Raw genomic sequence first — 24,897 nt, forward strand, 5'->3', positions numbered from 1 at the left:
GGACCGACGCGGGCACGGTAGATCTCGACCGTGCCCGCGTCGTCGTCGCCCACACCCGCGTTCTCGTCGTACCCGCTGCGCCGGGTGTCCTGGTCGGGCGAGGACGTGCCGCCGGACGCCTGGTACGCCCGCGTCCCTGTGATCGAGCAGGTGCTCCGCGACGGGTGGGAGCCGGCGCAGGTCAACGTGCTGGTGGGGGAGAACGGCGCCGGCAAGTCGACCCTCGTCGAGGCCGTTGCCCTCGCGTTCGGCCTCGGTGCCGAGGGCGGCTCGACGGGGTCCATGCACTCGACGCGTCCCACCGAGCCGGGCCTCGCGCACTGCCTGCGGCTGACCCGCGGCGCAGGGGCACCCCGCAACGGGTTCTTCCTGCGCGCCGAGACGATGCACTCCTTCTACACGTACCTCGAGGAGAACCCGGACGTCCGTCGCAGCGACCCGGTGTTCCACGAGATGTCGCACGGCGAGTCGTTCCTCAGCCTCGTCGGCGACCGCATGTGGCGCCGCGGCCTGTACGTGCTCGACGAGCCCGAGTCCGCCCTGTCGTTCACCGGCTGCCTCGCGCTCGTCGCGCACCTGCACCGCATGGTCACGACCACCGACGCGCAGGTGGTCCTCGCGACCCACTCGCCGCTCCTCGCGGCCCTGCCCGGCGCGACGATCTGGGAGGTCGGCGACTGGGGGATGCGCGAGTCCACGTGGGAGGACCTCGACCTGGTGATCCACTGGCGGGGCTTCCTCGACGACCCCCGGCGGTACCTGCGGCACGTCCTGGAGGACTGACCCGTTGGGTTAGGCTTGGCGGCAGACCCCTCGTGCGGCGTCATCTCGCTGAACTCCCCCAGGGCCGGAAGGCAGCAAGGGCAGGTGAGCTCTGGCGGGTGTGCGGGGGGTCCTTTTCATGCCTGCAGACGAACGTCCCGTGCTGCGGTCGGCACGCCGCGCCGCGACCGGTGGGTGGACAGCCCGTACGACCCTGGGCGGACGACCACGGGCACGAGGACGCGACCCTCGGTCGACGCGGCGACGGCTCGTCGCACCGCAGGCTGGTCACCATGACGACGACCCCCCTCGCCGGTCCCGACCGACTCACCGCCCGCGGGCTGGTCAAGCGCTTCGGCGAGACAGTCGCGCTCGCGGGCGTCGACGTCAGCCTGGCCCCCGGTGAGTCGCTCTCCGTGATGGGCCCGTCCGGCTCCGGCAAGTCGACCCTGCTGCACTGCCTCGCCGGCATCCTGCAGCCCGACGCCGGCGACGTCGTCCTGCAGCCGGCGGACGGCTCGCCGCTCGACCTCGGCTCGCTCGGTGAACGCCGCCGCTCGCTCGTGCGGCGGCAGCACCTCGGGTTCGTGTTCCAGTTCGGCCAGCTCCTGTCCGAGCTCACCGCCCTCGAGAACGTGGCGCTCCCGTCGATGCTGCTCGGGGCGTCGCGCGACGACGCCGAGCTGACGGCGAGCGGCTGGCTCGGCAGGCTCGGGCTCGACGGCATGGGGGACCGCCGGCCCGGCGAGCTGTCCGGCGGGCAGGCGCAGCGCGTCGCCGTCGCCCGGGCGCTCGTCACACGGCCCGCGGTCGTGTTCGCCGACGAGCCGACCGGTGCCCTCGACCAGGCCACCGGGTACGAGGTGATGCGGCTGCTCACCGAGACCACCCGGGCCGCCGGCGCGTCCCTCGTCGTCGTCACGCACGACGCCGACGTCGCCGCCTGGTGCGAGCGGCGGATCACCGTCCGTGACGGGCTCGTGGTGGACGAGGCGCGGCGCGCTGACGGCACGGCGGGCGCCGCGACGGTCCCCGCGGGTGCCGTGCCCGGCGTCGCCGCGGACGGGCTCGACGGCTGGGCGGGCGCGCGATGAGGACCGTCCGCGCCCTGTCGCCGCTGCTGCGCCGGGCCGGGGGACGGGACGCCCGGATCACGACGGCGCTCGCGTGCACCGCGTTCGCCGTCGTCACGGCCCTGGCGCTCAGCGTCGTCGGCGGCCTGCTCGCGTTCCAGGGGCGCGCCGCCGAGCCGGTCGCGAACGGCGAGCCCGTCTTCGGCTACCTGTACGTGTCGCTCGCCTGGACGGCGCTGGCGCTGCTCGTCGTCCCGCTGGTCACGCTCGGCGGCGCGGCCGCCCGGCTCGGCGTCTCCCGGCGGGACGCCCGGTTGTCCGCGCTGCGGCTCCTCGGTGTCACACCCCGCGAGGTCGTCGGGCTCACGCTCGTCGAGACCGCCTGGCAGGGGCTCGTCGGTGCCGTCGCCGGGTGCCTCCTGTACGTGCTGCTCATCCCGTTCTGGACGCTGTTCGTGTTCCAGGACCGGCCGTTCACGCCGGGCGAGCTCTGGGTCGGGCCGCTCGTCCTCCTGGCGGCCCTCGTCGTCGTCCCGCTGCTGGCCGCCGGGTCCGGGGCCGTGTCGCTGCGGCAGGTCGTCGTGTCGCCGCTCGGCGTCTCCCGGCGGGTCCGGGCGCCCGGGCTGCGAGCGGTGCGGGTGCTCGTCGCCGGAGTCCTGGTGCTGGGGTTCATCGTCGTCAGCGTCGCCATGCGGAGCTTCGGAGCCGTGGCCATCGGTGTGCTGCTTGGGTCGTTCGGGACGGCGTTCCTCGCGCTCAACGCGATCGGGCCGTGGGTGCTGCGGCTGTTCGGCCGGCGACGGCTGCGGACCGCCCGGACACCCGAGCAGCTCCTCGCCGCCCGACGGCTCCTCGACGACCCGAAGGCCGCCTGGCGCGTCGTCGGCGGGCTCGGGCTCGCCGGGTTCGTCGCGGGTGCCCTGGCCGTCGTCCCGGCGCTCGCCGCCGCCCAGGCCGAGCGGGACGCGACCGCCGAGATCATCGGCCGCGACCTCACCACCGGCGGACTCCTCACCCTGACGCTCACCTTCGTCGTCGCCGCCGTCTCCGCAGGCATCACGCAGGCGGCGTCCGTGCTCGACCGGCGGCGCGAGTACGCCCTCCAGCACCTCGCGGGCCTCCCGACCGAGCTGCTCGACCGCGTGCGACGCCGGGAGGTGCTCGGCCCGCTGCTCCTCGTGTCCGTCGGCTCCGCGGCGCTGGCGATCGTCATGCTCTCGCCGCTGTTCGGGTTCCTCGCCCTCACGTCCATGACCGGCCCCGTGCTCCTCGTCGGGTGCCTCGCGCTCGGCTGCGGGCTCGTCCTCGCCGCCACCGAGGCGTCCCGGCCGCTGCTGCGGTCGGTCCTCGCCGAGACGGTGGTCCGCGCCGACTGACCGTCTCCGATCCGCCCGGACCGCCGGGCCAGAGCCGGGCTGCCGGTCGCCGGGGGGTCGGCGACCGGCAGCCCACGTCCGAGCCGTCTGCGCCGGATCAGGAGCCGGGGCCGCGCAGGGCCAGCCGCGTGAACGTCTGGGCCGCGCCCGCCTCCCGCTTCAGGCGCCGGACCAGGTGGTCGAGCGCCACCGGGTCCGCCACCCGCGCGTGCAGCAGGTAGTCGTAGGAGCCCGTCACGTGCACGGCGTCCAGCACCTGCGGGAACCCGGGCGGGCGGACGAGCGCCGCGGCGAAGTCGTCGTTCGTCGTCTCCGGCGCGAGCCGGACCTCGACGAACACCTCGAGCCCTGCGTCGGGGCCCGGTCCGGGCCCGCCGCGCCGGGCTCCCGCGGTGACGATGGTGAACCCGCGGATCGTGCCGTCCTCCTGCATCCGGCGGACGCGCGCCGCCGCGGCGTTCGCGCTCAGCCCGACCCGTGCCCCGAGCTCGCGGAACGGCAGCCGCGCATCGTCGGTGAGCTCACGGAGGATGGCGTCGTCGATGGCGTCCATCCCGCGATTGTCGCAGCGCCACGGTGACATCCGCAGAAACTGCTGGCCGCTCCTCGGGTCGTGTCGGCACCCTGCTGCCATGGCTGCTGTCCTCACCGCCCTCGTGCTGGGCGCTCTCGCGGGACTCGCCGTCGCGGTGCCCGTCGGGCCCGTCGGCGTGCTGCTGCTGCGGACCGGCCTGCTCCAGGGAACCCGCGTCGCGGTCGGCGCCGCCGCCGGCATCGCCACCGTGGACGCCGCGTACGCGGTGCTCGCCGTCGCCGCAGGCGCCCCGGTGAGCCGCCTCGCGACGACCCACGCCGACGTCGCGCGGCTGGTCAGCAGCGCCGTCCTGCTCGTCGTCGGCCTCGTCGCCCTCGCCCACTGGTGGCGCACCCGACCTGCAGGTCCCGCCGCAGCCGCCCCAGCCGCCCTGACCTCCGTGCCCGCCAACCAGACCCCGGCCGGCGCCACGTCCGACGAGACCACCACGAGTGTCGCTGCCGGGCCCGCGCACGACCGTCATGCTGGTCTCGCCACCGCCGACCCCGCCGAACCCGCCGACCCGGACGACCCGGTGTCCGGCCGGGAGGGGTCGGCGTGGGGCGCGTACGGCAGGTTCGTCGGGTTGACCGCCGTGAACCCGATGACCGCGGTGACGTTCGCGACCGTCGCGGTCGGGCTCGCGGCGCGGGTCGGGGAGCGGCCCGGTGCGGACGGGGCGGTGGCGTTCGTCGTGGGCGCCGGGGTGGCCTCGCTCGCCTGGCAGCTCGTGCTCGCCGTGGTCGGCGGCGGGCTCGGCGGGCGGCTCGGACCGGTCGGGCGCTCGCACGCGTCGCTCGTCGGCGCCCTCGTCGTGGTCGGGCTCGCCGTCGCGGTCGCCGCAGGCTGAGCCCGCCCGACGAGTCCGTCGCCGCTGCCTGAAGGCCGGCGCGCACGTCGTGCCGTCGCGTGGGCGACCCGTGGACCCGTGGCCTGCGGGGCTCGGCGGGTGTCAGCTCCTGCGTCTAGGGTTCGGTGCGTGACAACAGCCCTGTACCGCCGCTACCGGCCCGAGAACTTCGCCGAGGTGATCGGTCAGGACCACGTCACGGCCCCCCTCCGTCAGGCGCTGCGCAGCGGCCAGGTCAACCACGCGTACCTGTTCTCCGGTCCGCGCGGCTGCGGCAAGACGACGTCGGCGCGGATCCTCGCCCGCATCCTCAACTGCGCGCAGAACACCGAGGCCAGCCCCACGGACACCCCGTGCGGCGTGTGCCCGTCGTGCGTCGAGCTCGCGCGCGGCGGCTCCGGGAGCCTCGACGTCGTGGAGATCGACGCGGCCAGCCACGGCGGTGTCGACGACGCCCGCGAGCTGCGGGAGCGCGCCACGTTCGCGCCGGCCCGCGACCGCTTCAAGGTCTTCATCCTCGACGAGGCGCACATGGTGACGCCGCAGGGCTTCAACGCCCTGCTGAAGATCGTCGAGGAGCCCCCGCCGCACATCAAGTTCATCTTCGCGACGACGGAGCCGGACAAGGTCATCGGCACCATCCGGTCCCGCACGCACCACTACCCGTTCCGCCTCGTCCCGCCGGACGTGCTGGTGCCGTACCTGGACCAGCTCTGCGCCACGGAGCAGGTCCCCGTCGGCTCGGGCGTCCTCCCGCTCGTCGTCCGGGCGGGCGCGGGCTCGGTCCGCGACACGCTCTCGGTGCTCGACCAGCTCATCGCGGGCTCGGGCGGTGCGGGTCTCGAGTACGAGAGCGCCGCCGCGCTGCTGGGGTACACCCCGGCGGCCCTGCTCGACGACCTCGTCGACGCCGTCGCCGCCCGCGACGGGGCGGCCGTGTTCCGCATCGTCGAGCGGGTCATCGCGACGGGCCACGAGCCGCGCCGCTTCGTCGAGGACCTCCTGGAGCGTCTGCGCGACCTCATCGTCATCGCGGCGTCCGGCGATGCGGCCGACGCCGCCCTGCGCGACGTCCCCGCCGACCAGATGGCCCGGATGCGCCTGCAGGCCCAGAACCTCGGCCAGTCGGAGCTGTCCCGCTCGGCCGACCTCGCCAACGCGGGCCTGACGGAGATGACGGGGGCGACGTCGCCCCGGCTGCACCTCGAGCTCCTGATGGCCCGCCTGCTGCTCCCCGCCGCCGACGACTCCCGGTCCGGCCTGGGCGCGCGGATCGACCGGCTCGAGCGCGGCCTGCCCGCCGCCGGTGCGGTCGCGCTCCACGTCTCCGACGCCGCCGAGCCGACGCCCGCTTCTCCGGTCGACGCCGATCGCCCCGTCGCCTCCGGTCGCCCGGCGGGCGCCGCACGCGTCGTGCGCGACGCGCTCCCGACGGCCGCGCCGTCCGCGCCGAGCGCCCCGGCCCCGTTGCCGGTCGGCCCGATCGCGTCCGCTCGACCCGCCGGGGGCGGCGACACCGAGCGGGCCCCTGCCCGGCCCGCCGAGGTGGCCGCCGAGCGGACCCCTGCACCCGCCGACGCGCCCGCCGCGCGGACGCCGGCCCCCGCCGACCCTCTCGTCGGGCGGACGCCGGCACCCGCTGCCGACACCACCGCCGCGCCGACCGGCGACGTGCCCGTCCCGCCGACCGCCGACGTGCCCGTCGAGCCGGTCGCCGACGTCCCCGTCGAGCGGACCGCCGACGCACCCGTCGAGCCGGTCGCCGAGGTACCTGTCCCGCCGGCCGTCGCGGTCGGCGCCGAGCCCGTTGTCGACACCTCCGCGGCGCCGGAGTCGGACGTCGCGGCACGGCCCGGCGCTCAGGCGACCGCCGAAGACGACGCGCGGCGCTCGGACGGCCCGGCCGACGCCGTCCCGCCCGCGGCGCCCGCCGTCACGCCACCGCCCCCGCCGGCGGCGGCGCCCACGTCGCCGAGCACCCCCTCGGGACGCGGCGGCGGCCAGGACACCGAGATGCTGCGTCGCCGCTGGCCGGAGGTGCTCGAGACGGTCAAGGGCCTGCGCCGGGTGACGTGGGCGCTGGTGGACCCGCGGAACGCCCAGGTCGCCGAGCTCGACGCGTCGACACTGCGCCTGGCGTTCAGCACCAGCCAGCTCGCGACCACGTTCCGCAACGGCGGTCACGACGCCGTCGTCGCCCGCGCCGTCCGCGAGACGCTGGGCTTCGACGTCCGGGTCGAGGGCATCGTCGGCGACCAGGCGACCAGGCCGTCGAGCGCCACGACGCCGTCGGCCCCCGGCGGTGCCGGAGGTTCCGGCGGTCCTGCGTCCGCTGCGCAGTCCGGCTCCCCGGCCCAGGCGGTCTCCCCGGCCCAGGCCGCCGCGTCGTGGGACGAGGAGCCGCCGCTCCCCGAGCCGCCCGACGACGAGCCGCCGCACCCCGACGACGTCCCGCGGACCGCAGGCGACCGGGCGCAGGGCGGCGAGCAGCCGACGCGACCGAACCCGACCGCCCACGACCCCGGGCACGCCGACCGTGCGTCTGCTGCGGGTCCGGCGTCGCCCGACGCCGGCGGCCTGAGCGCTCGTGAGCGCGGCGAGGCGGCCGCGGCCCGCAGCTCGGCGGCGCGGTCGACGGCCGCCCAGGTGGTCGACGAGCCGTCGCCGGACGACCCCGACATCACGGGGTCGACCTTGGTCGGTGCCCCCCTCGTCGCGCAGATGCTCGGCGGCACGGTGATCGACGAGCAGGTCGACGACCACGCCTGACGAGGCCGCGAGACGATCTGCGGGGCGGCTGCACCACCTGGAGCTGTGGGTCGCGGACCTGGACGCGCTCGACTCGTGGGCGTGGCTGCTCGGCGAGCTGGGCTTCGAGCCGCGCGACACGTGGGCCGTCGGCCGGAGCTGGTCGGGTCCGGGCGGCGAGTACCTGGTCGTCGAGTCGGGCCCGGACGTCCGCGCCGTCCCGCACGACCGGTGGCGCCCGGGCCTCAACCACGTGGCGTTCTGGGCGGGGTCGGAGTCGGACGTCGACGTGCTCGCCGCCGCCGCCGCGGAGCACGGGTGGACTCCGTTGTTCGCGGACCGGTACCCGCACGCGGGCGGGCCGTCGCACTACGCCGCCTACCTGGAGAACGGCGACGGGTTCGAGGTGGAGCTCGTCGCGCAGCCGCGCACCGGCGGCGGTGACCGGTGACCGTCCCCACGGGTGGCGCGACCGGGTTCGGGACGTCGACCACGTAGGCTGGCCGGGTGTACGAGGGCGCGGTCCAGGACCTGATCGACGAGCTCGGGCGGCTGCCCGGCGTCGGTCCCAAGAGCGCTCAGCGCATCGCGTTCCACATCCTGGCGGCGGACCCGGCGGACGTGCGGCGGCTGTCGGACGCGCTCGTCGAGGTCAAGGCGCGCGTGAAGTTCTGCGACGTGTGCGGCAACGTGGCGCAGGAGGACCAGTGCCGCATCTGCCGTGACCCGCGTCGCTCGCCGGCGACGCTGTGCGTCGTCGAGGAGCCGAAGGACGTCGTCGCGATCGAGCGCACCCGCGAGTTCCGCGGCAAGTACCACGTGCTCGGCGGGGCCATCAACCCGATCGCGGGGGTAGGCCCGGACGACCTGCGGATCGCGCAGCTGATGACCCGTCTCGCGGACGGCACGGTCACCGAGGTCATCCTCGCGACCGACCCGAACGTCGAGGGCGAGGCCACCGCCACGTACCTGGCGCGGATGCTCGTGCCGATGGGTCTGACGGTGAGCCGGCTCGCGTCGGGCCTGCCCGTCGGCGGGGACCTCGAGTACGCGGACGAGGTGACGCTCGGCCGGGCGTTCGAGGGCCGTCGCCGCATCAGCGCCTGACCGCCAGCGGCAGATCCACCAGACAGGACGAACGGAGCAGGTCATGGACACCACCAGCTCGCGCAGCGCTGACGATGCCGACCTGCGGGACATCGCCCGGGCGGTCGCCGAGGAGGCGCGCAGCTACCTGAGCACCGTCACGGAGGTCGCGGCGGGCACGAACCCGGAGGCGGCCCTCCCGCTGGTGCTGCTCGCGGTGTCGGACATCCTCGCGGCGGGTGCGCGTCTCGGTGCGACGACGGACGTGGTGCCGTCGGAGCGGTTCGAGCCGGACCTCGGGCCGGACCCGGACGTCGACCCGTTGCACGCCAACCTCGCGAACGTGTTCGAGGGGATCGACGAGTACGTCGAGGTCGTCGACCCGCTGCTCGGCGAGGACGTCGAGCACGCGTCGGTCTCCGGTGACCTCGTCGCGATCGCGGGTGCGCTCGCGCAGGGGCTGCGGCACTACGAGACGGGGGCCGTGCTCGAGGCCCTGTGGTGGTGGCAGTTCTCGTACCTGTCCGACTGGGGCGAGCGGGCGTCGAGCGTGCTGCGGACGATCCAGACGATGCTCGCGCACCTGCGTCTGGACGTGCCGGACGACGTCGCGACCGAGGCGGAGTACGACGCGCTGCAGCCCTGACACCTGATCGGCGTGCCCCGTCCGGCACGACCGGGACGAAGCACGCCGACCAGAGCAGGCGGTGGCCTCAGGCGACGCGCGTCCCCCGGGCGAGGTTCCGCTGCGGGATCCGCAGCCGGCGCACCGCGACGACGAACCCGGCGACGCCGAGGAGCAGGTTCGCGCCGAGCCCCCAGGGCCAGACGGGCGCCGTGGAGACGTCCTTGCGGAGGTCGTCCCGGATCTCGACGGGCGTGGAGGTGCCGTTCCAGCACTCGTCGAGCATCGGCGCGGGACCGGCCCGCAGCTCACGGACGCCGTCCCGGATGACGCTGAGCGGGTTGCCCTCGACACCGGGAGCCAGCTCGGCGGTCCCGGCGCCGTCGGCGACGACGACGAACGGGTTGATCCCGAGCAGCCACCAGGTCCGCTCGGTGTGCGTGAGGCCGCGCTCGGCCGTGAACACCTCGCACGTGTCGGAGCTCCCGACCTGGCCGTACCCGTTCTGCGTGCCCCACACGGTGACCTGCTCCACGGTGGTCGTCGCCGCGTACGTCAGGCCGAACAGGATCGGCGTGAGCACGGTGACGGCGGCGACGGTGATGAACGCGAGCACCGTCGACCCGGCGGTCCGTGCGACGAGCGCGGAGAACCCGAGCCCGACCCCGCACACGGCGAGCAGCAGCAGCGCGACGAGCAGCACGACGCGGACCAGGGCCTGCGCCGGGGTCCCGCCCATCGTGAGCGCGAGCACGAGGAACGGCAGGCTGGTGACGAGGAACGCGCACGCCGCGGACCATGCCGCGAGCAGCTTGCCGGTGGCGATCTCGGCGGGCGTCAGGAGCGTGACCTGCAGCGTCGCGAGCGTCCCCGCGTTCCGGTCGCCGTTGACCGCCGTGGACGACAACGTCGGGGTGACGAGCAGGCCGAGCCCGAGGACGAGCGCGGTGACGGCGGCGAACAGGATGGGGCCGCTGTTCGGGCTCCGGTCGGCGCTGCCGAACTCGCTCAGCGCGCCGGTGGTGAGCAGCGTGATGCCGCCGACCACCACGAACCAGACGACGAGCGCGACGATCCACCGTGTCGAGCGGACCCGCTGGCGCAGGTCGAGGACGGCGACCGTGCGGACGCCGTGCCACGTGAGGCCCCAGGTGCCGGCGCGCCCGACCGGCGGCGGCGCTGCGTCGTCGACGGGGTCGGCGGGGTGGTCGAGCCCGACGGGCTCCGTCCGGGTCATGTCCGCTCCTCGTCGAGGGCCAGGTAGGCCTGTTCCAGCAGTCCGGTGGCGGGTGCGAACGACAGCACGGGCACGCCCGCTGCGACGGCGTCGCGCAGGAGCCGTGCCGCCGACTCGTCGCCGTCGAGCTCCAGCAGCACCCCGCCGGGGACCGGGCGGGGCGGGGTGAGGCTGTCGTCGTCGGGCCGCCACGTCATCCCGACCGACGTCAGCCAGGCGGTCGCCGCGTCGAGGGCGAGCGCGCGCAGGTGCCAGGTGCGAGGTGCGGGCCCGGAACTGTCCACCGAGGACGACACGGTGCGGCCCCGGGAGAGGAACACCGCGTCGTCGGCCATCTCCTCCAGCTCGGACAGCACGTGGCTGGACACGAGCACGGTGCGGCCCTCGTCGGCGAGCCGCCGCAGCAGGAGCCGCAGGTCGACGCGCGAGCGGGGGTCGAGGCCGCTCGCGGGCTCGTCGAGCAGCAGCACGTCGGGGGAGTGCACGAGCGCCCGTGCGAGGCCGAGCCGCTGCTTCTGGCCGCGCGACAGGACGCTCGCGGGCCGGTCGGCGAACTCGGTGAGGTGGACGGTCGCGAGCAGCTCGTCGACCCGGGTGCGGGCCTGCGCGGGCGGGATCCGGTACGCGGCCGCGAACGTCAGGAGCACCTCCCGGGACGTCAGGGAGTCCCAGGTGCCGAACGTGTCGGGCATCCAGCCGGTGCGGGCCCGGGCGGACCGGCCGTCGGCGACGGGGTCGAACCCGCCGATCCGCACGTCGCCCGAGTCCGGCACGAGGAGCCCGGCGAGCACCAGCAGCAGCGTGGTCTTGCCGGAGCCGTTGGGCCCGACGAGGGCGGTCACGGCACCGGCGCGGGCCTGCAGGTCCACGCCGTCGAGCGCGTGCACCGACCCGAACGACCGGCGCAGGCCGCGCACGACGATGCCGGCCGGCGGGGTCGGCGACCCGGACGTGGAGGGGCCCGGCGCTGCGCCGGGCGGTGGACCGGCGGCGGGGCCGTCGTCGTCGACGATGCTCGTCATGCGGCACAACGTACGGGCGCGACACCGCTGCGGTCCGCGGTTCGGTGGTCGAAGTCTGTGAGGGAGATGTGCGGGAACGCGGCGCACGGCCGGGACCGGTGCGCGAGGCACCTGTCCCGGCCGTGCTCCCGTCCCGGCGGGCCGCAGGCGGGTCGGTCAGCAGCCCTGCCGGGAGCTCCCCACGACGACGTCGTCGAACCACAACGTGTCGCTGCCCTCGCCGTAGCTCTCCCACCCGAGACGCAGGTCGGTGAGCTTCGGCGACCAGGCCTTGTTCGACCACTGGCCGTCGAGGTCGTGCGTCGGGGTGCCGTCGGCGACGAGGCCGGGCACCACGTCGCCGTCGAGCCACGTGGTGAGCTTGCCCGCGGTGCCGTCGACCTGGACCTCGACGCAGTGCCAGGACGCGGTCGGCAGCGGCTTGCTCTGCGCGACGCCCGCGGGGCTCTGCTCGGGGAGGGTCGCGTCGTCCGACGAGCGGTTCCACTGCAGGGCCGCGTTCTGGCCGCCCATCCGCAGGTCACGGTTGCCGTCGTTGGCGTCCTTCATCGCGAGGAACGTGGTGTGCGAGGTCGGCTGCGCGGTGGAGTGCCGCACCCAGAACCGCACGTAGTACTGCTGCGGGAGGCCGCTCAGGCTCTGGCCCGCCTGCACGAACACGTGGTTGCAGTACCCGGCGGTGCCGTCGATCCGCAGCGAGCGGCTGCCCGAGTGCGCGACCGACGAGTCGATCGCCGCGCGGCCCGTGCCGGAGCAGTCGGGGTAGGTGACCGTCCACGTGCCCGAGGGGGTGGTGCCCGTCTGCGTCTCGAGCCCGTCGCAGAAGATCGCGGAGCCGCAGACCGTGGGGGTGGGGGTCGGGGTGGGCGTCGGCGTCGGGGTGGGTGTGGGCGTGGGGGTCGGAGTAGGCGTCGGCGTGGGTGTCGGAGTCGGCGTGGGCGTCGGCGTGGGGGTGGGGGTCGGGGTGGGGGTCGGGGTGGGCGTGGGCGTCACGGTCGGCGTCGGCGTCACCGTCGGCCCCCCGTTGCACGACACCCCGTTCAGCGCGAAGTCGGTCGGCGCGGTGTTCACCCCGGACCACGTCCCCTGGAACCCGAACGACGCGCTCGCCCCCGCGGCCAGCTCCCCGTTCCACGCGGCGTTCGTCGCGGTCGCGACCGCCCCGGACTGCGTGACCGTCGAGCTCCACGCCTGCGTCACCTTCTGACCGGACGGCCAGGTCCAGGTCAGCGACCAGCCGTGCACCGCCTGCGCGGGGGTCACCTTGACGTCGGCCGTGAACCCGCCGGGCCACGAGCTCGTGCTCCATGCGACCTGGCACGCGCCGGCCGCCTGGGCGGTCACGCCGACGACGACACCCGCGGTGGCGACGCCGACGACGGCGACCGCCGCGAGGGCCGCGCGCCAACGCGCACGGGTGAGGGGGATCCGCATGGGTGGTGTCCTCTCGGCAGGGCGTCCGCAGGCACGAGCTTGCGACCACGGGCGTGCGACGACGGGCGTGCGACGGTTGCGCGTCGCCTCGTTCCCGGCAGCGTCCCGACCGGCGGCGGGGCGGCGGAACCCCCTCAAACGCTTCACCTGGCGCTCGATCCGGCATGCGAAACCCTCTGCCCACCTGGCGGGCACCGCCGTACACTCGCCCGGACCCCAGTCCTGGACCTCGTGCCCGGACCATGTCCGCATCTCGACAGAGCACCTCGAAAGAGCACCCCCGTGGCCCTCATCGTGCAGAAGTACGGCGGTTCGTCCGTCGCCGACGCCAGCAGCATCAAGCGCGTCGCGAAGCGGGTCGCCGAGGCGAAGCGCGCGGGGAACGACGTCGTCGTCGTGGTCTCCGCGATGGGTGACACGACGGACGAGCTCATCGACCTCGCCCAGCAGGTGACGCCGCTGCCGCCGCAGCGCGAGATGGACATCCTCCTGACGGCGGGCGAGCGCATCTCGATGTCGCTGCTCGCGATGGCGATCCACAACCTGGGCGTCGACGCGAAGTCGTTCACCGGCCAGCAGGCGGGCGTCATCACCGACGAGACGTACGGCAAGGCGCGGATCATCGACGTCACGCCGAGCCGCATCACCGACACGCTCGCGGAGGGCTCGGTCGCCATCGTCGCCGGCTTCCAGGGCGTCAACCCGTCGACGAACGACGTGACGACGCTCGGCCGCGGCGGCTCGGACACCACGGCGGTCGCGCTCGCGGCGGCCCTCAAGGCGGACGTCTGCGAGATCTACACGGACGTCGACGGCGTGTTCACCGCGGACCCCCGGATCGTGCCGAGCGCGCGCAAGCTGGACCGGGTGAGCTACGACGAGATGCTGGAGATGGCGGCCAGCGGCGCGAAGGTGCTCATGCTCCGCTGCGTCGAGTACGCCCGCCGGTACCACGTGCCGGTGCACGTCCGCTCGTCGTTCTCGACCCACACGGGCACGCTGGTGACGGACCAGCCTCGCGAAGGAGAAGAAGTGGAACAGCCGATCATCGCCGGCGTCGCGCACGACCGCAGCGAGGCCAAGGTCACCGTGGTGGGCGTCCCGGACGTGCCCGGCAAGGCCGCCCGCATCTTCGAGGTCGTCGCCGGCTCGGGCGTCAACATCGACATGATCGTCCAGAACGTCTCGGTGGCCGCGACGGGCCTGACGGACATCTCGTTCACGCTGCCCGCCACGGACGGCGCGGCCGCGACGACGGCCCTCACGGAGCACCAGCCCGATATCGGCTTCCGTTCGCTGCAGTACGACGACACGATCGGCAAGCTCTCGCTCGTCGGCGCGGGCATGAAGTCGCACCCGGGCGTCAGCGCGCGGCTGTTCGCGGCGCTGTCGGACGCGGGCATCAACATCGAGATGATCTCCACGTCGGAGATCCGCATCTCGGTCGTCACGCGGGCGGACTCGCTGGACGACGCGGTGCGTGCGGTGCACACGGCGTTCGACCTGGACGCGACGGAGGACGAGGCAGTGGTCTACGGAGGGTCGGGACGATGAGCGGGCTGAACGTCGCCGTGGTGGGTGCCACGGGTCAGGTCGGGGCCGTCATGCGGCGGCTGCTCGACGAGCGCGACTTCCCGGTCGCGAGCATCCGGTACTTCGCGTCTGCCCGGTCGGCCGGCACGACCCTGCCGTGGCGCGACGAGCAGGTCACGGTCGAGGACGTCGAGACGGCGGACCTGTCCGGCATCGACATCGCGCTGTTCTCCGCCGGTGGCGGCACGTCGAAGATCCACGCCCCCCGGTTCGCCGCGGCCGGTGCGGTCGTCATCGACAACTCCTCCGCGTGGCGCCGCGACCCGTCGGTCCCGCTCGTGGTGTCCGAGGTGAACCCGGACGCGCTGGGCGACGTCCCGCAGGGCATCGTCGCGAACCCGAACTGCACCACGATGGCCGCGATGCCGGTGCTCAAGGTCCTGCACGAGGAGGCCGGCCTGCGCCGCCTCGTCGTCTCGACCTACCAGGCGGTCTCGGGCTCCGGTCTCGCGGGTGCCGCGGAGCTCGACGGGCAGATCCGCGCGGCCGTCGAGCAGGACACGCTCGCGCTCGTGCACGACGGCAGCGCCGTGCAGTTCCCCGACCCGGTGAAGTACGTCGCGCCGATCGCGTTCGACGTCATCCCGCTCGCGGGCTCGATCGTCGACGACGGCCTGTTCGAGACGGACGAGGAGCAGAAGCTCCGGCACGAGTCGCGCAAGATCCTCGGCCTGCCCGATCTGCTGGTCAGCGGCACGTGCGTGCGCGTCCCGGTGTTCACGGGCCACTCGCTGTCGATCAACGCCGAGTTCGAGCGGCCCATCACCCCGGAGCGTGCCCGCGAGCTCCTCGCGGACGCGCCGGGCGTGCAGCTCACGGACGTGCCGACGCCGCTCGCCGCGGCCGGGCAGGACCCGTCGCTCGTCGGCCGGCTGCGCCAGGACGAGGGCGTGCCCGACGGGCGTGGTCTCGCGCTGTTCGTCAGCAACGACAACCTGCGCAAGGGCGCCGCGCTCAACGCGGTGCAGATCGCGGAGCTCGTCGCCGCCCGGCTCTCGGCGTCGACGCCCGCCTGAGCCACCCGCACGCACGACGAACCCCGCCCCCCCCGGTCGTCCGGGGCGGCGGGGTTCGTCGTCGGTGGGCGTCCGCTCGTACCGCGGGCGCCCGGTGCCGGGCCCAGATCCGGGCGGTCAGGCGCCCGCGAGCACGTTGGTGAGCTCCTGCTCGGCCGGTGCCGTGATGCCGAGGTCCGCACCCCAGTTCGTGTAGGCCATCTCGACGGGGGTGCCCGCGACGTTCGACTGGGCCAGGAGCAGCCGGTTCTCCTGGTCGACCCAGAAGGTGAGCGTCACGGTCGGCGGGAGCTGGTCGGCGGCGACGCCACCGGCGAGGTCGCCGAGGCCGTCCGTGAGCCGCGAGGTGGCGACGACGACCTCGTAGGGCTGCGCCGAGGTGCCGTTGACGTCGGCCGGCGTTCCGGCGGGGCGGACCGCGATGACGGCGCCGTAGAGCGCCCGCAGGGGCCGGACGGGGTCCACCCCGACGGAGGGCTGCGCCAGGCCCGAGGTGCCCAGGGTGTCGTCGTAGAACTTGCCCTTGGTCCCCGGGGCCTTGACGAAGCGTCGTCCGTCGACCGAGCGGACCTCCACGGACCCCTCGGGGACGGTCACGCGGACCCGGTTGTTCGAGTTGACCAGGTCGACGTCGACGACGTTCGCCGTCGGCCCGGACGCGCCGTTCGTGCTCGTCGTCCAGGTGAGCGAGCGTGCGGCGAGCATGACGTCGGAGAGCGTCGTGACCAGGGTGTCGGGGGTCAGGGCCTCCGCCGTGGTCGCGGTGGGCTGAGGTGCCGCGGTCGTGGCGGCCGGCGTCCGGTCGGCCTGCGTCGCCTCGCCGCCCGCGGCGCATCCGGCGGCGGTCGTGGCGACGACGAGCGTCGTGGTCAGGGCACGGGTGAGTCGGGTGGTGCGCACGGGAGCCTCCTGCGATGTCGGGAAATGGTCCTCGGCATCGCGGCCGGGCGCGCCTCCACCCTCACACCCGATCGGGTGATCTGTCCCGGGCTGGGCGGATCCGTCTCGCCTGGCGGCCGGTGTCCTGGGTCACGTCACGGTGCGTGCTCGGCGGTGGTCCGCCGCGTCCCCGCAGGTCATCCCCGGTCGCGCCCCTGTGACGGGTCGGTCAGCGGGTCGACGGCCAGATGTGGGCGATCTGCTCCTCCGGCGGTGCCTCGATGCCGAAGTCGAAGCCCCAGTTCGTGAACAGCATCTCCACCGGCGTCCCGGCGATGTTCGACGTCGCCCGTCGCAGGTGGTCCTGCTCGTCGATCCAGAAGGTCAGGGTCACCTTCGGGGGGAGCTGGTCCCGGGCGATGCCGGCGCCGAGGTCGCCCAGGCCGTCCTGGAGCTTCGCGGTCGCGACGACGACCTCGTACGCCTGGCTCGGGACGCCCTCGAGGTCGACCGGGAGGCCGGTCGCCCGGATCGAGGTGACCGCACCGAACAGCGCGCGGACGGGTCGGACGGGATCGACGCTGACCGCGATCCGCGTGAGCGTGGTGTCCTCGGCCTTGGCGGCGTAGAACATGCCCTCGGTGATCGGGGCCTGGAGGTACCGCTGCCCGTCGACCGATCGCACCTCCACGGAGCCCTCGGGCAGGGTGAGGCGGACCAGGAAGTTCGATGAGGGCATGTCCACGTCGACGACGCACGAGATGGGCCCGAGCGCGTCGCTCGTCCGCGTCGCCATCGTCAGGGAGGCGGCGCTCAGCATGGCCTCGGCCAGCCTCGGGACGAGGTTCTTCGCCGTGAGCCCACCGGTGGGGAAGTGGGCGACGTGCCTCGGCGGCGCGGTCGTGCTGGTGCCGGCACCCGCGTCGGGGCCGGCCGCCGCGGACGCGGGTGCTGCGGCGGCGATCGGGGCGGCGGCGGCCGCCGCGACGAGGAGAGCGCTCAGGGCGCGGGCGCGCTGGGAGACGGGCATCGTGACCTCCTGCGATGTCGGGACGGAATCCTCGGCATCGCGGCCGGGCGCGCACCCAGCCTGGCAGGTCAGCGGGCGATCTGTCCCGGTGTCGGCGGGTTCGTCTCGCCTGTCGGCCGCAGAGAGCGGACCCGCCCCGGGCGCCGTCGCGTCACCGCTCGTCACGGCTGGTGGTCGCGCTCCCAAGCATGCGTCTCCCGAAAGGTTTAGGAGTCTGGACGCCCCCTGTGCACGACACGAGGGTGGTCGCCGTCCCGACCGTCGACCCCGGACTCCCGCGCCGCTGCGTGCGTCCGGTCCCTCGCCGGCTCGGTCCTTCGTGCACCTCCCGCCACAGTCCGCCACGCGCGCGTGCCGGACGGCGGGCCGTCGTCCCGTGATGTCGCGGGCGCCGCCCCGCAAGCCAGAAAGGTACGAGAGATGTCCTCATTGACCCGACGGCGAGGAACCTGGGTGGCCCTGGCCACCCTCGGCACCTCGTCGCTCCTGGCGGTCGCGGGCATGCAGCCCGCGCTCGCCGCGACCGGTGGTGGGTCGCTGCCCGCCTCGGTCACGATCCCCGCGGCGTCGCCCGTCCAGCTCGCGGCCTCCGACGGGGAGTACGCGCAGCGGTTCCTGACGCAGTACAACAAGATCAAGGACCCGGCCAACGGGTACTTCAGCCCGCAGGGCATCCCGTACCACTCCGTCGAGACGCTCATCGTCGAGGCGCCCGACTACGGCCACGAGACCACGTCCGAGGCCTACTCCTACTGGGTGTGGCTCGAGGCGCTGTACGGCCAGGTGACCGGCGACTTCACGCGCGTGAACACCGCCTGGGACACGCTCGAGAAGTACATGATCCCGACGAGCGCGGACCAGCCGACGAACTCGTTCTACAACCCGTCGAGCCCCGCCACGTACGCGTCGGAGTTCAACCACCCGAGCAGCTACCCGTCGCAGCTCAACAGCGGCGTGACGTCGGGCGCCGACCCCATCGGCGCCGAGCTGAAGTCGACGTACGGCAACGCGGACGTCTACGGCATGCACTGGCTCGCCGACGTCGACAACAAGTACGGCTTCGGCGCCACGCCGGGCACGGGCTGCGAGCTCGGCCCGACGGCGACCGGCACGTCCTACATCAACACCTTCCAGCGCGGCCCGCAGGAGTCGGTCTGGGAGACCGTCCCGCAGCCGTCCTGCGAGGAGTTCAAGTACGGCGGCACCAACGGCTTCCTCGACCTGTTCACCAAGGACTCGTCGTACGCCAAGCAGTGGAAGTACACCAACGCCCCCGACGCCGACGCCCGTGCGATCGAGGCCGTCTACTGGGCCAACCAGTGGGCCACCGCGCAGGGCAAGCAGTCCGTCATCGCCGGCACGGTCGCCAAGGCCGCCAAGATGGGTGACTACCTGCGCTACGCGCTGTTCGACAAGTACTTCAAGCAGATCGGGTGCACCAGCCCGTCCTGCCCCGCGGGCTCCGGCCGCAGCAGCGAGCACTATCTGCTGAGCTGGTACTACGCGTGGGGCGGCGCGACCGACACGTCGGCCGGCTGGGCCTGGCGCATCGGCTCGTCGCACGCGCACTTCGGGTACCAGAACCCGCTCACCGCGTACGTGCTGTCGAACGACACGTCGTTCATCCCGAAGTCGGCGACCGCCAAGGACGACTGGGCGAAGTCGCTCACGCGTCAGCTCGAGTTCTACCAGTGGCTGCAGGCCCCCGAGGGCGGCATCGCCGGTGGCGCGACGAACAGCTGGGACGGCGCGTACGCGACGCCCCCGAGCGGCACGCCCACGTTCTACGGCATGGGCTACACCGAGGCGCCCGTCTACAACGACCCGCCGTCGAACCAGTGGTTCGGCATGCAGGCGTGGGGCGTCCAGCGCGTCGCCGAGCTCTACTACGCCACGGGCAACGCCCAGGCGAAGAAGATCCTCGACCTGTGGGTCCCGTGGGTCGTGAAGAACATCACGGTCAGCGGCAACAACTGGTCGATCCCGTCCGAGCTCACGTGGTCGGGCAAGCCGGACACGTGGAACGCGACGAGCCCCGGCTCGAACTCGGGCCTGAAGGTGACGGTCAAGAGCACCGGCCAGGACGTCGGCGTCGCCGGCGACACCGCCCGTGCCCTGCTGTTCTACGCCGCCAAGGCGAACGACACCGCGACGGCCGCGAAGGCCAAGGCGCTCCTCGACGCGATCTGGAACACCGACCAGGACTCGATCGGCATCACGACCGACGAGACCCGCAAGGACTTTCTCCGCTTCGACGACACCTACGTCGCCGGTGGCGACGGCATCTACATCCCGTCCGGCTGGACCGGCAAGATGCCGAACGGTGACGTCATCAAGCCGGGTGTCTCGTTCCTCGACATCCGCAGCTGGTACAAGCAGGACCCGTCGTGGTCGAAGGTCCAGACGGCCCTCGACACGGGCGTCGCCCCCACGTTCCGGTTCCACCGGTTCTGGGCCCAGACGGCCATCGCGGCGGCTCTCGCCGACTACAACCGCCTGTTCGGCACCACCACGCCGACGGACGACACCACGGCCCCGTCGGTCCCGACGGGCCTGCAGGCCGGCACGATCACCGCGAACTCCGCGACGATCACGTGGACGGCGTCGACCGACAACACCGGCGGTTCCGGTGTGGCCGGCTACGACGTCTACCGCGGCACGACGCTGGTCGGCTCCTCGACCACCGCGTCGTTCACCGAGACCGGCCTGACGGCGTCCACGGCGTACACCTACACGGTGAAGGCCAAGGACGTCGCGGGGAACGTCTCGGCGGCGTCGGCGGGCCTCACGGTCACGACGAAGGCCGCGACGACCGACACGACCGCACCGAGCGTCCCCACGGGCCTCGTCGCGGGCACGGTCACGCAGGACACGGTCTCCCTGTCCTGGACGGCGTCCACCGACAACACCGGTGGCTCCGGCCTGGCCGGGTACGACGTGTACCGCGGCACGACGAAGGTCGGCTCGACGACCACCACGTCGTACACCGACACGAGCCTGAGCCCCTCCACGGCGTACTCGTACACCGTGCGGGCGAAGGACGTGGCGGGCAACGTGTCGGCGGCGTCCTCGGCGCTGTCCGTCACCACGCAGGCCGCGGCGACCGACACGGTCGCACCGAGCGTCCCGACGGGTCTGGCCGCCACCACGGTGACCGAGACCTCCGTGACCCTCACGTGGGCGGGCTCCACCGACACCGGTGGCTCCGGCCTCGCGGGCTACGACATCTACCGCGGCACGACGAAGGTCGGATCCTCGACCACCGCGTCGTACACGGACTCGGGCCTGACGGCCGCGACGGCGTACTCGTACACCGTCCGGGCGAAGGACAACGCGGGCAACGTCTCGGCGGCCTCGTCCGCCCTGTCGGTGACCACGAAGACGCCCACCACGACCGCGTCCTGCAAGGTCGTCTACACGGCGAACAGCTGGAACAACGGGTTCACGGCGTCGGTGAAGGTCACCAACACCGGCACCGCGGCGCTCAACGGCTGGACCCTCGGCTTCTCGTTCGCGAACGGCCAGAAGGTCACGCAGGGCTGGAGCGCCGACTGGTCGCAGTCCGGCACGGCCGTCACCGCGAAGAACGCCGCGTGGAACGGCTCGCTGGCCGCCGGTCAGTCGGTCGACATCGGGTTCAACGGTTCCCACACGGGCACCAACAACAACCCGACGTCGTTCACGCTGAACGGCGCCACCTGCAGCTGATCCTGGCTGCGCACCGCCCCTAAGCGGGCGACGAGGGGCCGGTCCCGGGACATCCTGGGGCCGGCCCCTCGGCCGTCCCCGTTCCCGTCACCGCCCCCGCCCCCGGGGGGAGGGTAGGGATTTCCCACGGGTGGGTTGGTGGGGGGTCTTGGTGTCCCCGTGCTGGTGCGGGGCCTAGCGTCTTCGGTATGAGCTTCGACGACAGCGTCCCGACGACGACACCCCTGCCGGTGCCGGCGGGGACACCGGCCACGGCCGACGCGCCGACCCGCGTCCTCGGCCCGACAGGCCCCGCCCCGACCGGCCCCGCGCCCACCGCCCCCGCACCGGCTCCGCGGGCCGTCACGACCGACGACGACCTCCGGGTCGTCGCCCCGGCCTTCGCGAACCTGCGCGAGCTGGCCTGGGCCCCGGTGTCCGGTGCGACGTGGCGGGCCGTCTCGCAGGTCGTCGTCGGCAGCTTCGGGCTGCTCGTGATGGCGATCTGGCTGTCGGTGGCCCTGTCGCTGGCTGCCGGCCTGCTCGTCGTGTTCCTCGTGGGCCTGCCGATCCTCGTCTTCACGCTGTGGTCGACGCGCCCGTACGCCCGCCTCGAGCGGGCCCGCCTCAAGGCGCAGGTCCTGGTCGACGTCCCCGCACCGCCGTACCGCAGGCCGAAGGGTCCGGGCTGGTGGCCGTCGTGGGTCGCGATCATGGCCGACGCGCGGACCTGGGGCCACGTCGCGTACGTCATCGTCGCGGGACTGCTGATGACGGTGACGACCGCCCTCCTGTCCGTCCTGGGCTCGTTCGGCCTCGCCCTCGTCGTCTACCCGCTGCTGGTCGCGGTCCTGCCGGACACGCGCCTCCCCGCGCCGTGGCCCCTGCTCGTCGTCGGCGGCGTCGTGGCGGTGTGGCTCGCCGCGCTCGCGGCGCAGGTGTCGACGCTGCTGCAGGTGCGGCTGGCCCGGTCGATGCTCGGTGCGTCCCCGCAGGACCTCGCGGTGCTCGCCGCCCAGGAGCGGGCCGCACGCGCCGAGGGACGCGCCGAGCACCTCGCGGAGACCCGGACCGCCGCGGTCGGGGCGGCCGACGACGAACGCCGGCGGATCGAGCGGGACCTGCACGACGGCGCCCAGCAGCGGCTCGTGGCGCTCGGCGTGGAGCTCGGGGTGGCCCGCCGGACGGCGACCGCCGACCCCGACGCTGCGGCTGCGGCTCTCGACCACGCCCACCGCGAGGTCAAGGAGACGCTCGCCGAGCTGCGCGACCTGGTCCGCGGCATCCACCCCGCCGTCCTCACCGACCGCGGCCTGGACGCGGCGCTGTCCGCGCTCGCCGCCCGCAGCCCGGTCCCCGTCGAGGTTGTCGTGCCCAACGCGACGCTGCTCGGCACCGCCAGCACGTCGGCGCAGGCCGCCGCGTACTTCGTGGCCGCCGAGGCGCTCACCAACGCGGCGAAGCACGCGCACGCCCAGCACGTCCGGGTGGAGGCGGCAGTGACCGACGGTCGTCTGCGGCTCGTCGTCCAGGACGACGGCGTCGGCGGCGCGGACGCGCACCCGGGCAGCGGCCTCGACGGCCTGCGCAGCCGGGTCGCGGCGCTCGACGGCACGTTCCACCTGGAGAGCCCGGCCGGAGCCGGCACGCGACTGACCGTGGAGGTGCCGTGCGCATCGTGATCGCCGAGGACTCGGTCCTCCTGCTCGACGGGCTGACGCGCCTGCTCACGGCGGAAGGGCACGAGGTGACCGGCTACAAGACGGCCGACGAGCTCGTCGCCGCGCTCGGCCCTGGCGCCGACGTGCCGGACGTGCTGGTCACGGACGTCCGGATGCCCCCGACGCACACCGACGAGGGCCTGCGGGCCGCGGTCCACCTGCGCAGCCTGCACCCGCGGCTGCCGGTGCTCGTGCTGTCGCAGTACGTCGAGCAGCGGTACGCGCAGGAGCTGTTCGCCGGCGACGTCCGCGGCCTCGGGTACGTGCTCAAGGACCGGGTGGCCGACGTGGACGAGTTCCTCGACGCCCTCACCCGCGTCGCGTCGCGCGGCACCGTGATCGACCCCGAGGTCGTCGCCCAGATCCTCGCCCGGACCCGCAGGTCGGGTCTCGAGACGCTCACCCCGCGGGAGCGCGACGTCCTGGGTCTCATGGCCGAGGGCCGCTCCAACACGGCGATCGCCGATCGCCTCGTCGTCGGCCTGCCGGCCGTCGAGAAGCACGTCACCTCGATCCTCACCAAGCTCGGGCTGCCCCCGGACAGCGACGACCACCGCCGTGTGCTCGCGGTCCTCCGCTGGCTCGAGCACACCCCCTCGAACGGAGAACGGCCATGACCACCACGCTCGAGAACCCCGTGCAGTCCCCGCCGCCCCCGGCGCCGCGCTCGCCCAGCTCGCGGGCGCTCATCTGGACCGGCGGGATCATCGGCGGCCTCATGCTGGTCACCGGCGTGTGGAGCGCCACGGGCCAGCTCATCGCAGCCAACGTCGACGTCGAGGCGACGGCCCGCACCGAGACGTACGACGCGCAGCCGGTGGTGCGTCTCGTCGCCGACGGCGACGTGACGGTGACGACGGGTGGCTCCGAGGTCGTCGTCCGCCGTGAGTCCCGCAGCGCGCTCTCGACGCCGCGGTACAGCACCGGCGTCGTCGGGGACACGCTCCTCGTGCAGCACAAGTGCGACTGGTGGTCCCCGGGCGTGTGCTCGGCCTCCCTGGTCGTGCAGGTCCCCGAGGGCACCGACGTCGAGATCGAGGCGTCCGACGGCGACGTGTCCGCCTCCGCCCTGCAGGGCTCGGTCGACGCGCACACCTCGGACGGCGCCACGACGATCGAGGACGTCGTCGGCGACGTCGCCGTGCACAGCGGCGACGGGCGGATCGAGGTCTCGGCTGTGCAGGGCGACGTCGACGTGTCGTCCTCGGACGGCCGCGTCGCGGTCGCCGACGTGTCCGGCCGTGCCGACGTGCACTCGAGCGACGGTCGCCAGGAGATCTCCGGCGTCCGCGGCGACATCGACGCCTCGGCCAGCGACGGCGACGTGACCGTCTACGGCACGGGGGAGCCGGTCGCCCTCGACATCTCGGTGGCCGACGGGCAGCAGACCGTCACCGGCCCGACCGACCCGAGCGCGAGCGTCCACGTGCGGATCCACACCAGCGACGGCAACGCGTCGTACCTGGGCCCGAACGGCTGACCTGGACCGACGAGAGGGCCCCTACCGCTCCCGGTCGGGGCCTTCTCCCGCGCCTGCGGGCCTACGTCCTGGCATGAGCCGGTCACGATCGGGGTGGCGGGATTCGAGCCCGCGACCTCTTCGTCCCAAGAAGACGAGAGCCACGTCGCTGGGCACAGCGTGACCTGACTGGTCGTGGCGGTGACCGCGGCGAGGACATCTACGTCACCAGACACGACGGGACCGCCAGCGCAGACTGTCGCGACCTCATCGCCTCGGCCCGCATCGACCTCCCCGTCCTCATCGACGAGATCCGTCACCTCGCGCCGAGCTCTGACCCGCACGCCGCGCCTGCGCCTGTGGTCCGTGACGTCAGGGCGTCAGGTGGGTCCTGAGCCAGGACGGACCACGGGCTCGACGGGCACCGACGAAGCTCATCCCCGGACGAATCCGAGCGAAGGGCCGCCGTCCGGCGTCGGCTGCCGGGTGCAGACTTGGGTCGTGGGGGGAGGTGGGGCGCGGACCCTACCGAGGGAATGACGGGCGTTCGTCCGTTGATGCGAGAATCGCTGCACCACCGCCTCATGTGCAGACCGTCGGCTGTTCCACTCGACACGGACGAGCGTGACGACGGCCTCCTCGCGCGCAGATTTGCCTTCCTCCGGACTTCGAGGACGCAGAAGTGACGATCACGTCGAGGTACATCGCATCCCGTGGTCCTTTTC

General features: G+C 73.8%; 20 protein-coding genes and 1 other RNA gene. 15 read left to right on the forward strand and 6 right to left on the reverse strand.

What is annotated here, in order from left to right; genetic code table 11:
• Positions 1-30: 30 nt before the first annotated feature.
• From Cch01nite_RS10460 to Cch01nite_RS10475, 4 genes are all read left to right on the forward strand, one after another.
• Complete coding sequence (locus Cch01nite_RS10460; protein WP_373309920.1) at positions 31-783, forward strand: AAA family ATPase; 753 nt, start codon at positions 31-33, stop codon at positions 781-783.
• A 21-nt stretch (positions 784-804) separates the two neighbouring features.
• An RNA gene (gene ffs, locus Cch01nite_RS10465) (signal recognition particle sRNA small type) lies at positions 805-901 on the forward strand.
• A 154-nt stretch (positions 902-1,055) separates the two neighbouring features.
• The gene (locus Cch01nite_RS10470) at positions 1,056-1,856 is read left to right on the forward strand and encodes an ABC transporter ATP-binding protein (RefSeq protein ID WP_203752881.1); all 801 of its coding nucleotides are present in this window, start codon (positions 1,056-1,058) and stop codon (positions 1,854-1,856) included.
• The gene (locus tag Cch01nite_RS10475; RefSeq protein WP_203752884.1) at positions 1,853-3,211 is read left to right on the forward strand and encodes an FtsX-like permease family protein; all 1,359 of its coding nucleotides are present in this window, start codon (positions 1,853-1,855) and stop codon (positions 3,209-3,211) included. Before Cch01nite_RS10470 ends, Cch01nite_RS10475 begins: the two co-directional genes overlap by 4 nt.
• A gap of 97 nt (positions 3,212-3,308) precedes the next feature.
• Here the strand turns inward: Cch01nite_RS10475 and Cch01nite_RS10480 are convergent, their stop codons facing one another.
• Positions 3,309-3,764: an Lrp/AsnC family transcriptional regulator gene (locus Cch01nite_RS10480; protein WP_203752886.1), complete on the reverse strand. Its 456-nt coding sequence runs from the start codon at positions 3,762-3,764 to the stop codon at positions 3,309-3,311.
• Between the two features lie 79 nt (positions 3,765-3,843).
• Here Cch01nite_RS10480 and Cch01nite_RS10485 point away from each other — a divergent pair, with 79 nt between their 5' ends.
• The 5 genes from Cch01nite_RS10485 (at position 3,844) to Cch01nite_RS10505 (ending at position 9,115) form a co-directional block, all read left to right on the forward strand.
• On the forward strand, positions 3,844-4,635 hold the full coding sequence (locus Cch01nite_RS10485; protein ID WP_203752900.1) for a LysE family transporter: 792 nt from the start codon (positions 3,844-3,846) through the stop codon (positions 4,633-4,635).
• A 129-nt stretch (positions 4,636-4,764) separates the two neighbouring features.
• Positions 4,765-7,404 (forward strand): DNA polymerase III subunit gamma and tau, encoded by a 2,640-nt coding sequence (locus tag Cch01nite_RS10490; RefSeq protein ID WP_203752903.1) that lies wholly within the window; start codon positions 4,765-4,767, stop codon positions 7,402-7,404.
• Between the two features lie 43 nt (positions 7,405-7,447).
• Positions 7,448-7,834: a VOC family protein gene (locus tag Cch01nite_RS10495; protein WP_275407197.1), complete on the forward strand. Its 387-nt coding sequence runs from the start codon at positions 7,448-7,450 to the stop codon at positions 7,832-7,834.
• Between the two features lie 56 nt (positions 7,835-7,890).
• Positions 7,891-8,490 (forward strand): recombination mediator RecR, encoded by a 600-nt coding sequence (gene recR, locus Cch01nite_RS10500; protein ID WP_203752906.1) that lies wholly within the window; start codon positions 7,891-7,893, stop codon positions 8,488-8,490.
• A 43-nt stretch (positions 8,491-8,533) separates the two neighbouring features.
• Positions 8,534-9,115 carry a DUF5063 domain-containing protein gene (locus Cch01nite_RS10505; RefSeq protein ID WP_203752909.1) on the forward strand — a complete coding sequence of 194 codons (582 nt, stop codon included), beginning with the start codon at positions 8,534-8,536 and terminating at the stop codon, positions 9,113-9,115.
• A 67-nt stretch (positions 9,116-9,182) separates the two neighbouring features.
• Here the strand turns inward: Cch01nite_RS10505 and Cch01nite_RS10510 are convergent, their stop codons facing one another.
• From Cch01nite_RS10510 to Cch01nite_RS10520, 3 genes are all read right to left on the reverse strand, one after another.
• A complete protein-coding gene (locus tag Cch01nite_RS10510; protein WP_203752912.1) occupies positions 9,183-10,331 on the reverse strand; it encodes an ABC transporter permease in 1,149 nt (382 codons plus the stop codon).
• Positions 10,328-11,353 carry an ABC transporter ATP-binding protein gene (locus tag Cch01nite_RS10515; RefSeq protein ID WP_203752915.1) on the reverse strand — a complete coding sequence of 342 codons (1,026 nt, stop codon included), beginning with the start codon at positions 11,351-11,353 and terminating at the stop codon, positions 10,328-10,330. Before Cch01nite_RS10515 ends, Cch01nite_RS10510 begins: the two co-directional genes overlap by 4 nt.
• 156 nt (positions 11,354-11,509) lie before the next feature.
• Entirely contained in the window at positions 11,510-12,787 is a 1,278-nt protein-coding gene (locus tag Cch01nite_RS10520; protein WP_203752918.1) for a cellulose-binding domain-containing protein, read from the reverse strand.
• Between the two features lie 282 nt (positions 12,788-13,069).
• Here Cch01nite_RS10520 and Cch01nite_RS10525 point away from each other — a divergent pair, with 282 nt between their 5' ends.
• Positions 13,070-14,341, forward strand: coding sequence for an aspartate kinase (locus tag Cch01nite_RS10525; RefSeq protein ID WP_203752921.1), 1,272 nt, complete (start codon positions 13,070-13,072; stop codon positions 14,339-14,341).
• Entirely contained in the window at positions 14,338-15,396 is a 1,059-nt protein-coding gene (locus tag Cch01nite_RS10530; RefSeq protein ID WP_203752937.1) for an aspartate-semialdehyde dehydrogenase, read from the forward strand. The genes Cch01nite_RS10525 and Cch01nite_RS10530 overlap by 4 nt, the downstream gene beginning before the upstream one ends.
• Before the next feature lie 117 nt (positions 15,397-15,513).
• Here Cch01nite_RS10530 and Cch01nite_RS10535 read toward each other — a convergent pair whose 3' ends face one another.
• Together Cch01nite_RS10535 and Cch01nite_RS10540 are read right to left on the reverse strand one after the other, a co-directional pair.
• Positions 15,514-16,296: a LolA-like protein gene (locus tag Cch01nite_RS10535; protein WP_203752940.1), complete on the reverse strand. Its 783-nt coding sequence runs from the start codon at positions 16,294-16,296 to the stop codon at positions 15,514-15,516.
• Between the two features lie 208 nt (positions 16,297-16,504).
• The gene (locus Cch01nite_RS10540) at positions 16,505-17,305 is read right to left on the reverse strand and encodes a hypothetical protein (RefSeq protein ID WP_203752943.1); all 801 of its coding nucleotides are present in this window, start codon (positions 17,303-17,305) and stop codon (positions 16,505-16,507) included.
• Positions 17,306-17,725: 420 nt separating this feature from the next.
• On the opposite strand from Cch01nite_RS10540, the gene Cch01nite_RS10545 reads away from it, so the two are divergent.
• The 4 genes from Cch01nite_RS10545 to Cch01nite_RS10560 all read left to right on the forward strand — a co-directional run bounded on the left by Cch01nite_RS10545 (position 17,726) and on the right by Cch01nite_RS10560 (position 24,193).
• A complete protein-coding gene (locus Cch01nite_RS10545) occupies positions 17,726-21,013 on the forward strand; it encodes a glycoside hydrolase family 48 protein (RefSeq protein ID WP_203752956.1) in 3,288 nt (1,095 codons plus the stop codon).
• A gap of 188 nt (positions 21,014-21,201) precedes the next feature.
• Complete coding sequence (locus Cch01nite_RS10550; RefSeq protein ID WP_203752958.1) at positions 21,202-22,674, forward strand: sensor histidine kinase; 1,473 nt, start codon at positions 21,202-21,204, stop codon at positions 22,672-22,674.
• Positions 22,662-23,330: a response regulator transcription factor gene (locus Cch01nite_RS10555; RefSeq protein ID WP_203752960.1), complete on the forward strand. Its 669-nt coding sequence runs from the start codon at positions 22,662-22,664 to the stop codon at positions 23,328-23,330. Before Cch01nite_RS10550 ends, Cch01nite_RS10555 begins: the two co-directional genes overlap by 13 nt.
• Positions 23,327-24,193 (forward strand): DUF4097 family beta strand repeat-containing protein, encoded by an 867-nt coding sequence (locus Cch01nite_RS10560; RefSeq protein WP_203752962.1) that lies wholly within the window; start codon positions 23,327-23,329, stop codon positions 24,191-24,193. Before Cch01nite_RS10555 ends, Cch01nite_RS10560 begins: the two co-directional genes overlap by 4 nt.
• Positions 24,194-24,897 lie beyond the last annotated feature (704 nt).

Origin of the sequence: Cellulomonas chitinilytica (assembly GCF_016862675.1) — a bacterium.
Taxonomy (GTDB): Bacteria; Actinomycetota; Actinomycetes; order Actinomycetales; family Cellulomonadaceae; genus Cellulomonas; species Cellulomonas chitinilytica.

Coding starts and splice junctions, on each gene's coding strand:
- Cch01nite_RS10545 (WP_203752956.1), top strand. CDS start 17,726: ATGTCCTCATTGACCCGACGGCGAGGAACCTGGGTGGCCCTGGCCACC.
- Cch01nite_RS10470 (WP_203752881.1), top strand. CDS start 1,056: ATGACGACGACCCCCCTCGCCGGTCCCGACCGACTCACCGCCCGCGGG.
- Cch01nite_RS10510 (WP_203752912.1), bottom strand. CDS start 10,331: ATGACCCGGACGGAGCCCGTCGGGCTCGACCACCCCGCCGACCCCGTC.
- Cch01nite_RS10530 (WP_203752937.1), top strand. CDS start 14,338: ATGAGCGGGCTGAACGTCGCCGTGGTGGGTGCCACGGGTCAGGTCGGG.
- Cch01nite_RS10485 (WP_203752900.1), top strand. CDS start 3,844: ATGGCTGCTGTCCTCACCGCCCTCGTGCTGGGCGCTCTCGCGGGACTC.
- Cch01nite_RS10560 (WP_203752962.1), top strand. CDS start 23,327: ATGACCACCACGCTCGAGAACCCCGTGCAGTCCCCGCCGCCCCCGGCG.
- Cch01nite_RS10480 (WP_203752886.1), bottom strand. CDS start 3,764: ATGGACGCCATCGACGACGCCATCCTCCGTGAGCTCACCGACGATGCG.
- Cch01nite_RS10475 (WP_203752884.1), top strand. CDS start 1,853: ATGAGGACCGTCCGCGCCCTGTCGCCGCTGCTGCGCCGGGCCGGGGGA.
- Cch01nite_RS10540 (WP_203752943.1), bottom strand. CDS start 17,305: ATGCCCGTCTCCCAGCGCGCCCGCGCCCTGAGCGCTCTCCTCGTCGCG.
- Cch01nite_RS10515 (WP_203752915.1), bottom strand. CDS start 11,353: ATGACGAGCATCGTCGACGACGACGGCCCCGCCGCCGGTCCACCGCCC.
- Cch01nite_RS10505 (WP_203752909.1), top strand. CDS start 8,534: ATGGACACCACCAGCTCGCGCAGCGCTGACGATGCCGACCTGCGGGAC.
- Cch01nite_RS10550 (WP_203752958.1), top strand. CDS start 21,202: ATGAGCTTCGACGACAGCGTCCCGACGACGACACCCCTGCCGGTGCCG.
- Cch01nite_RS10520 (WP_203752918.1), bottom strand. CDS start 12,787: ATGCGGATCCCCCTCACCCGTGCGCGTTGGCGCGCGGCCCTCGCGGCG.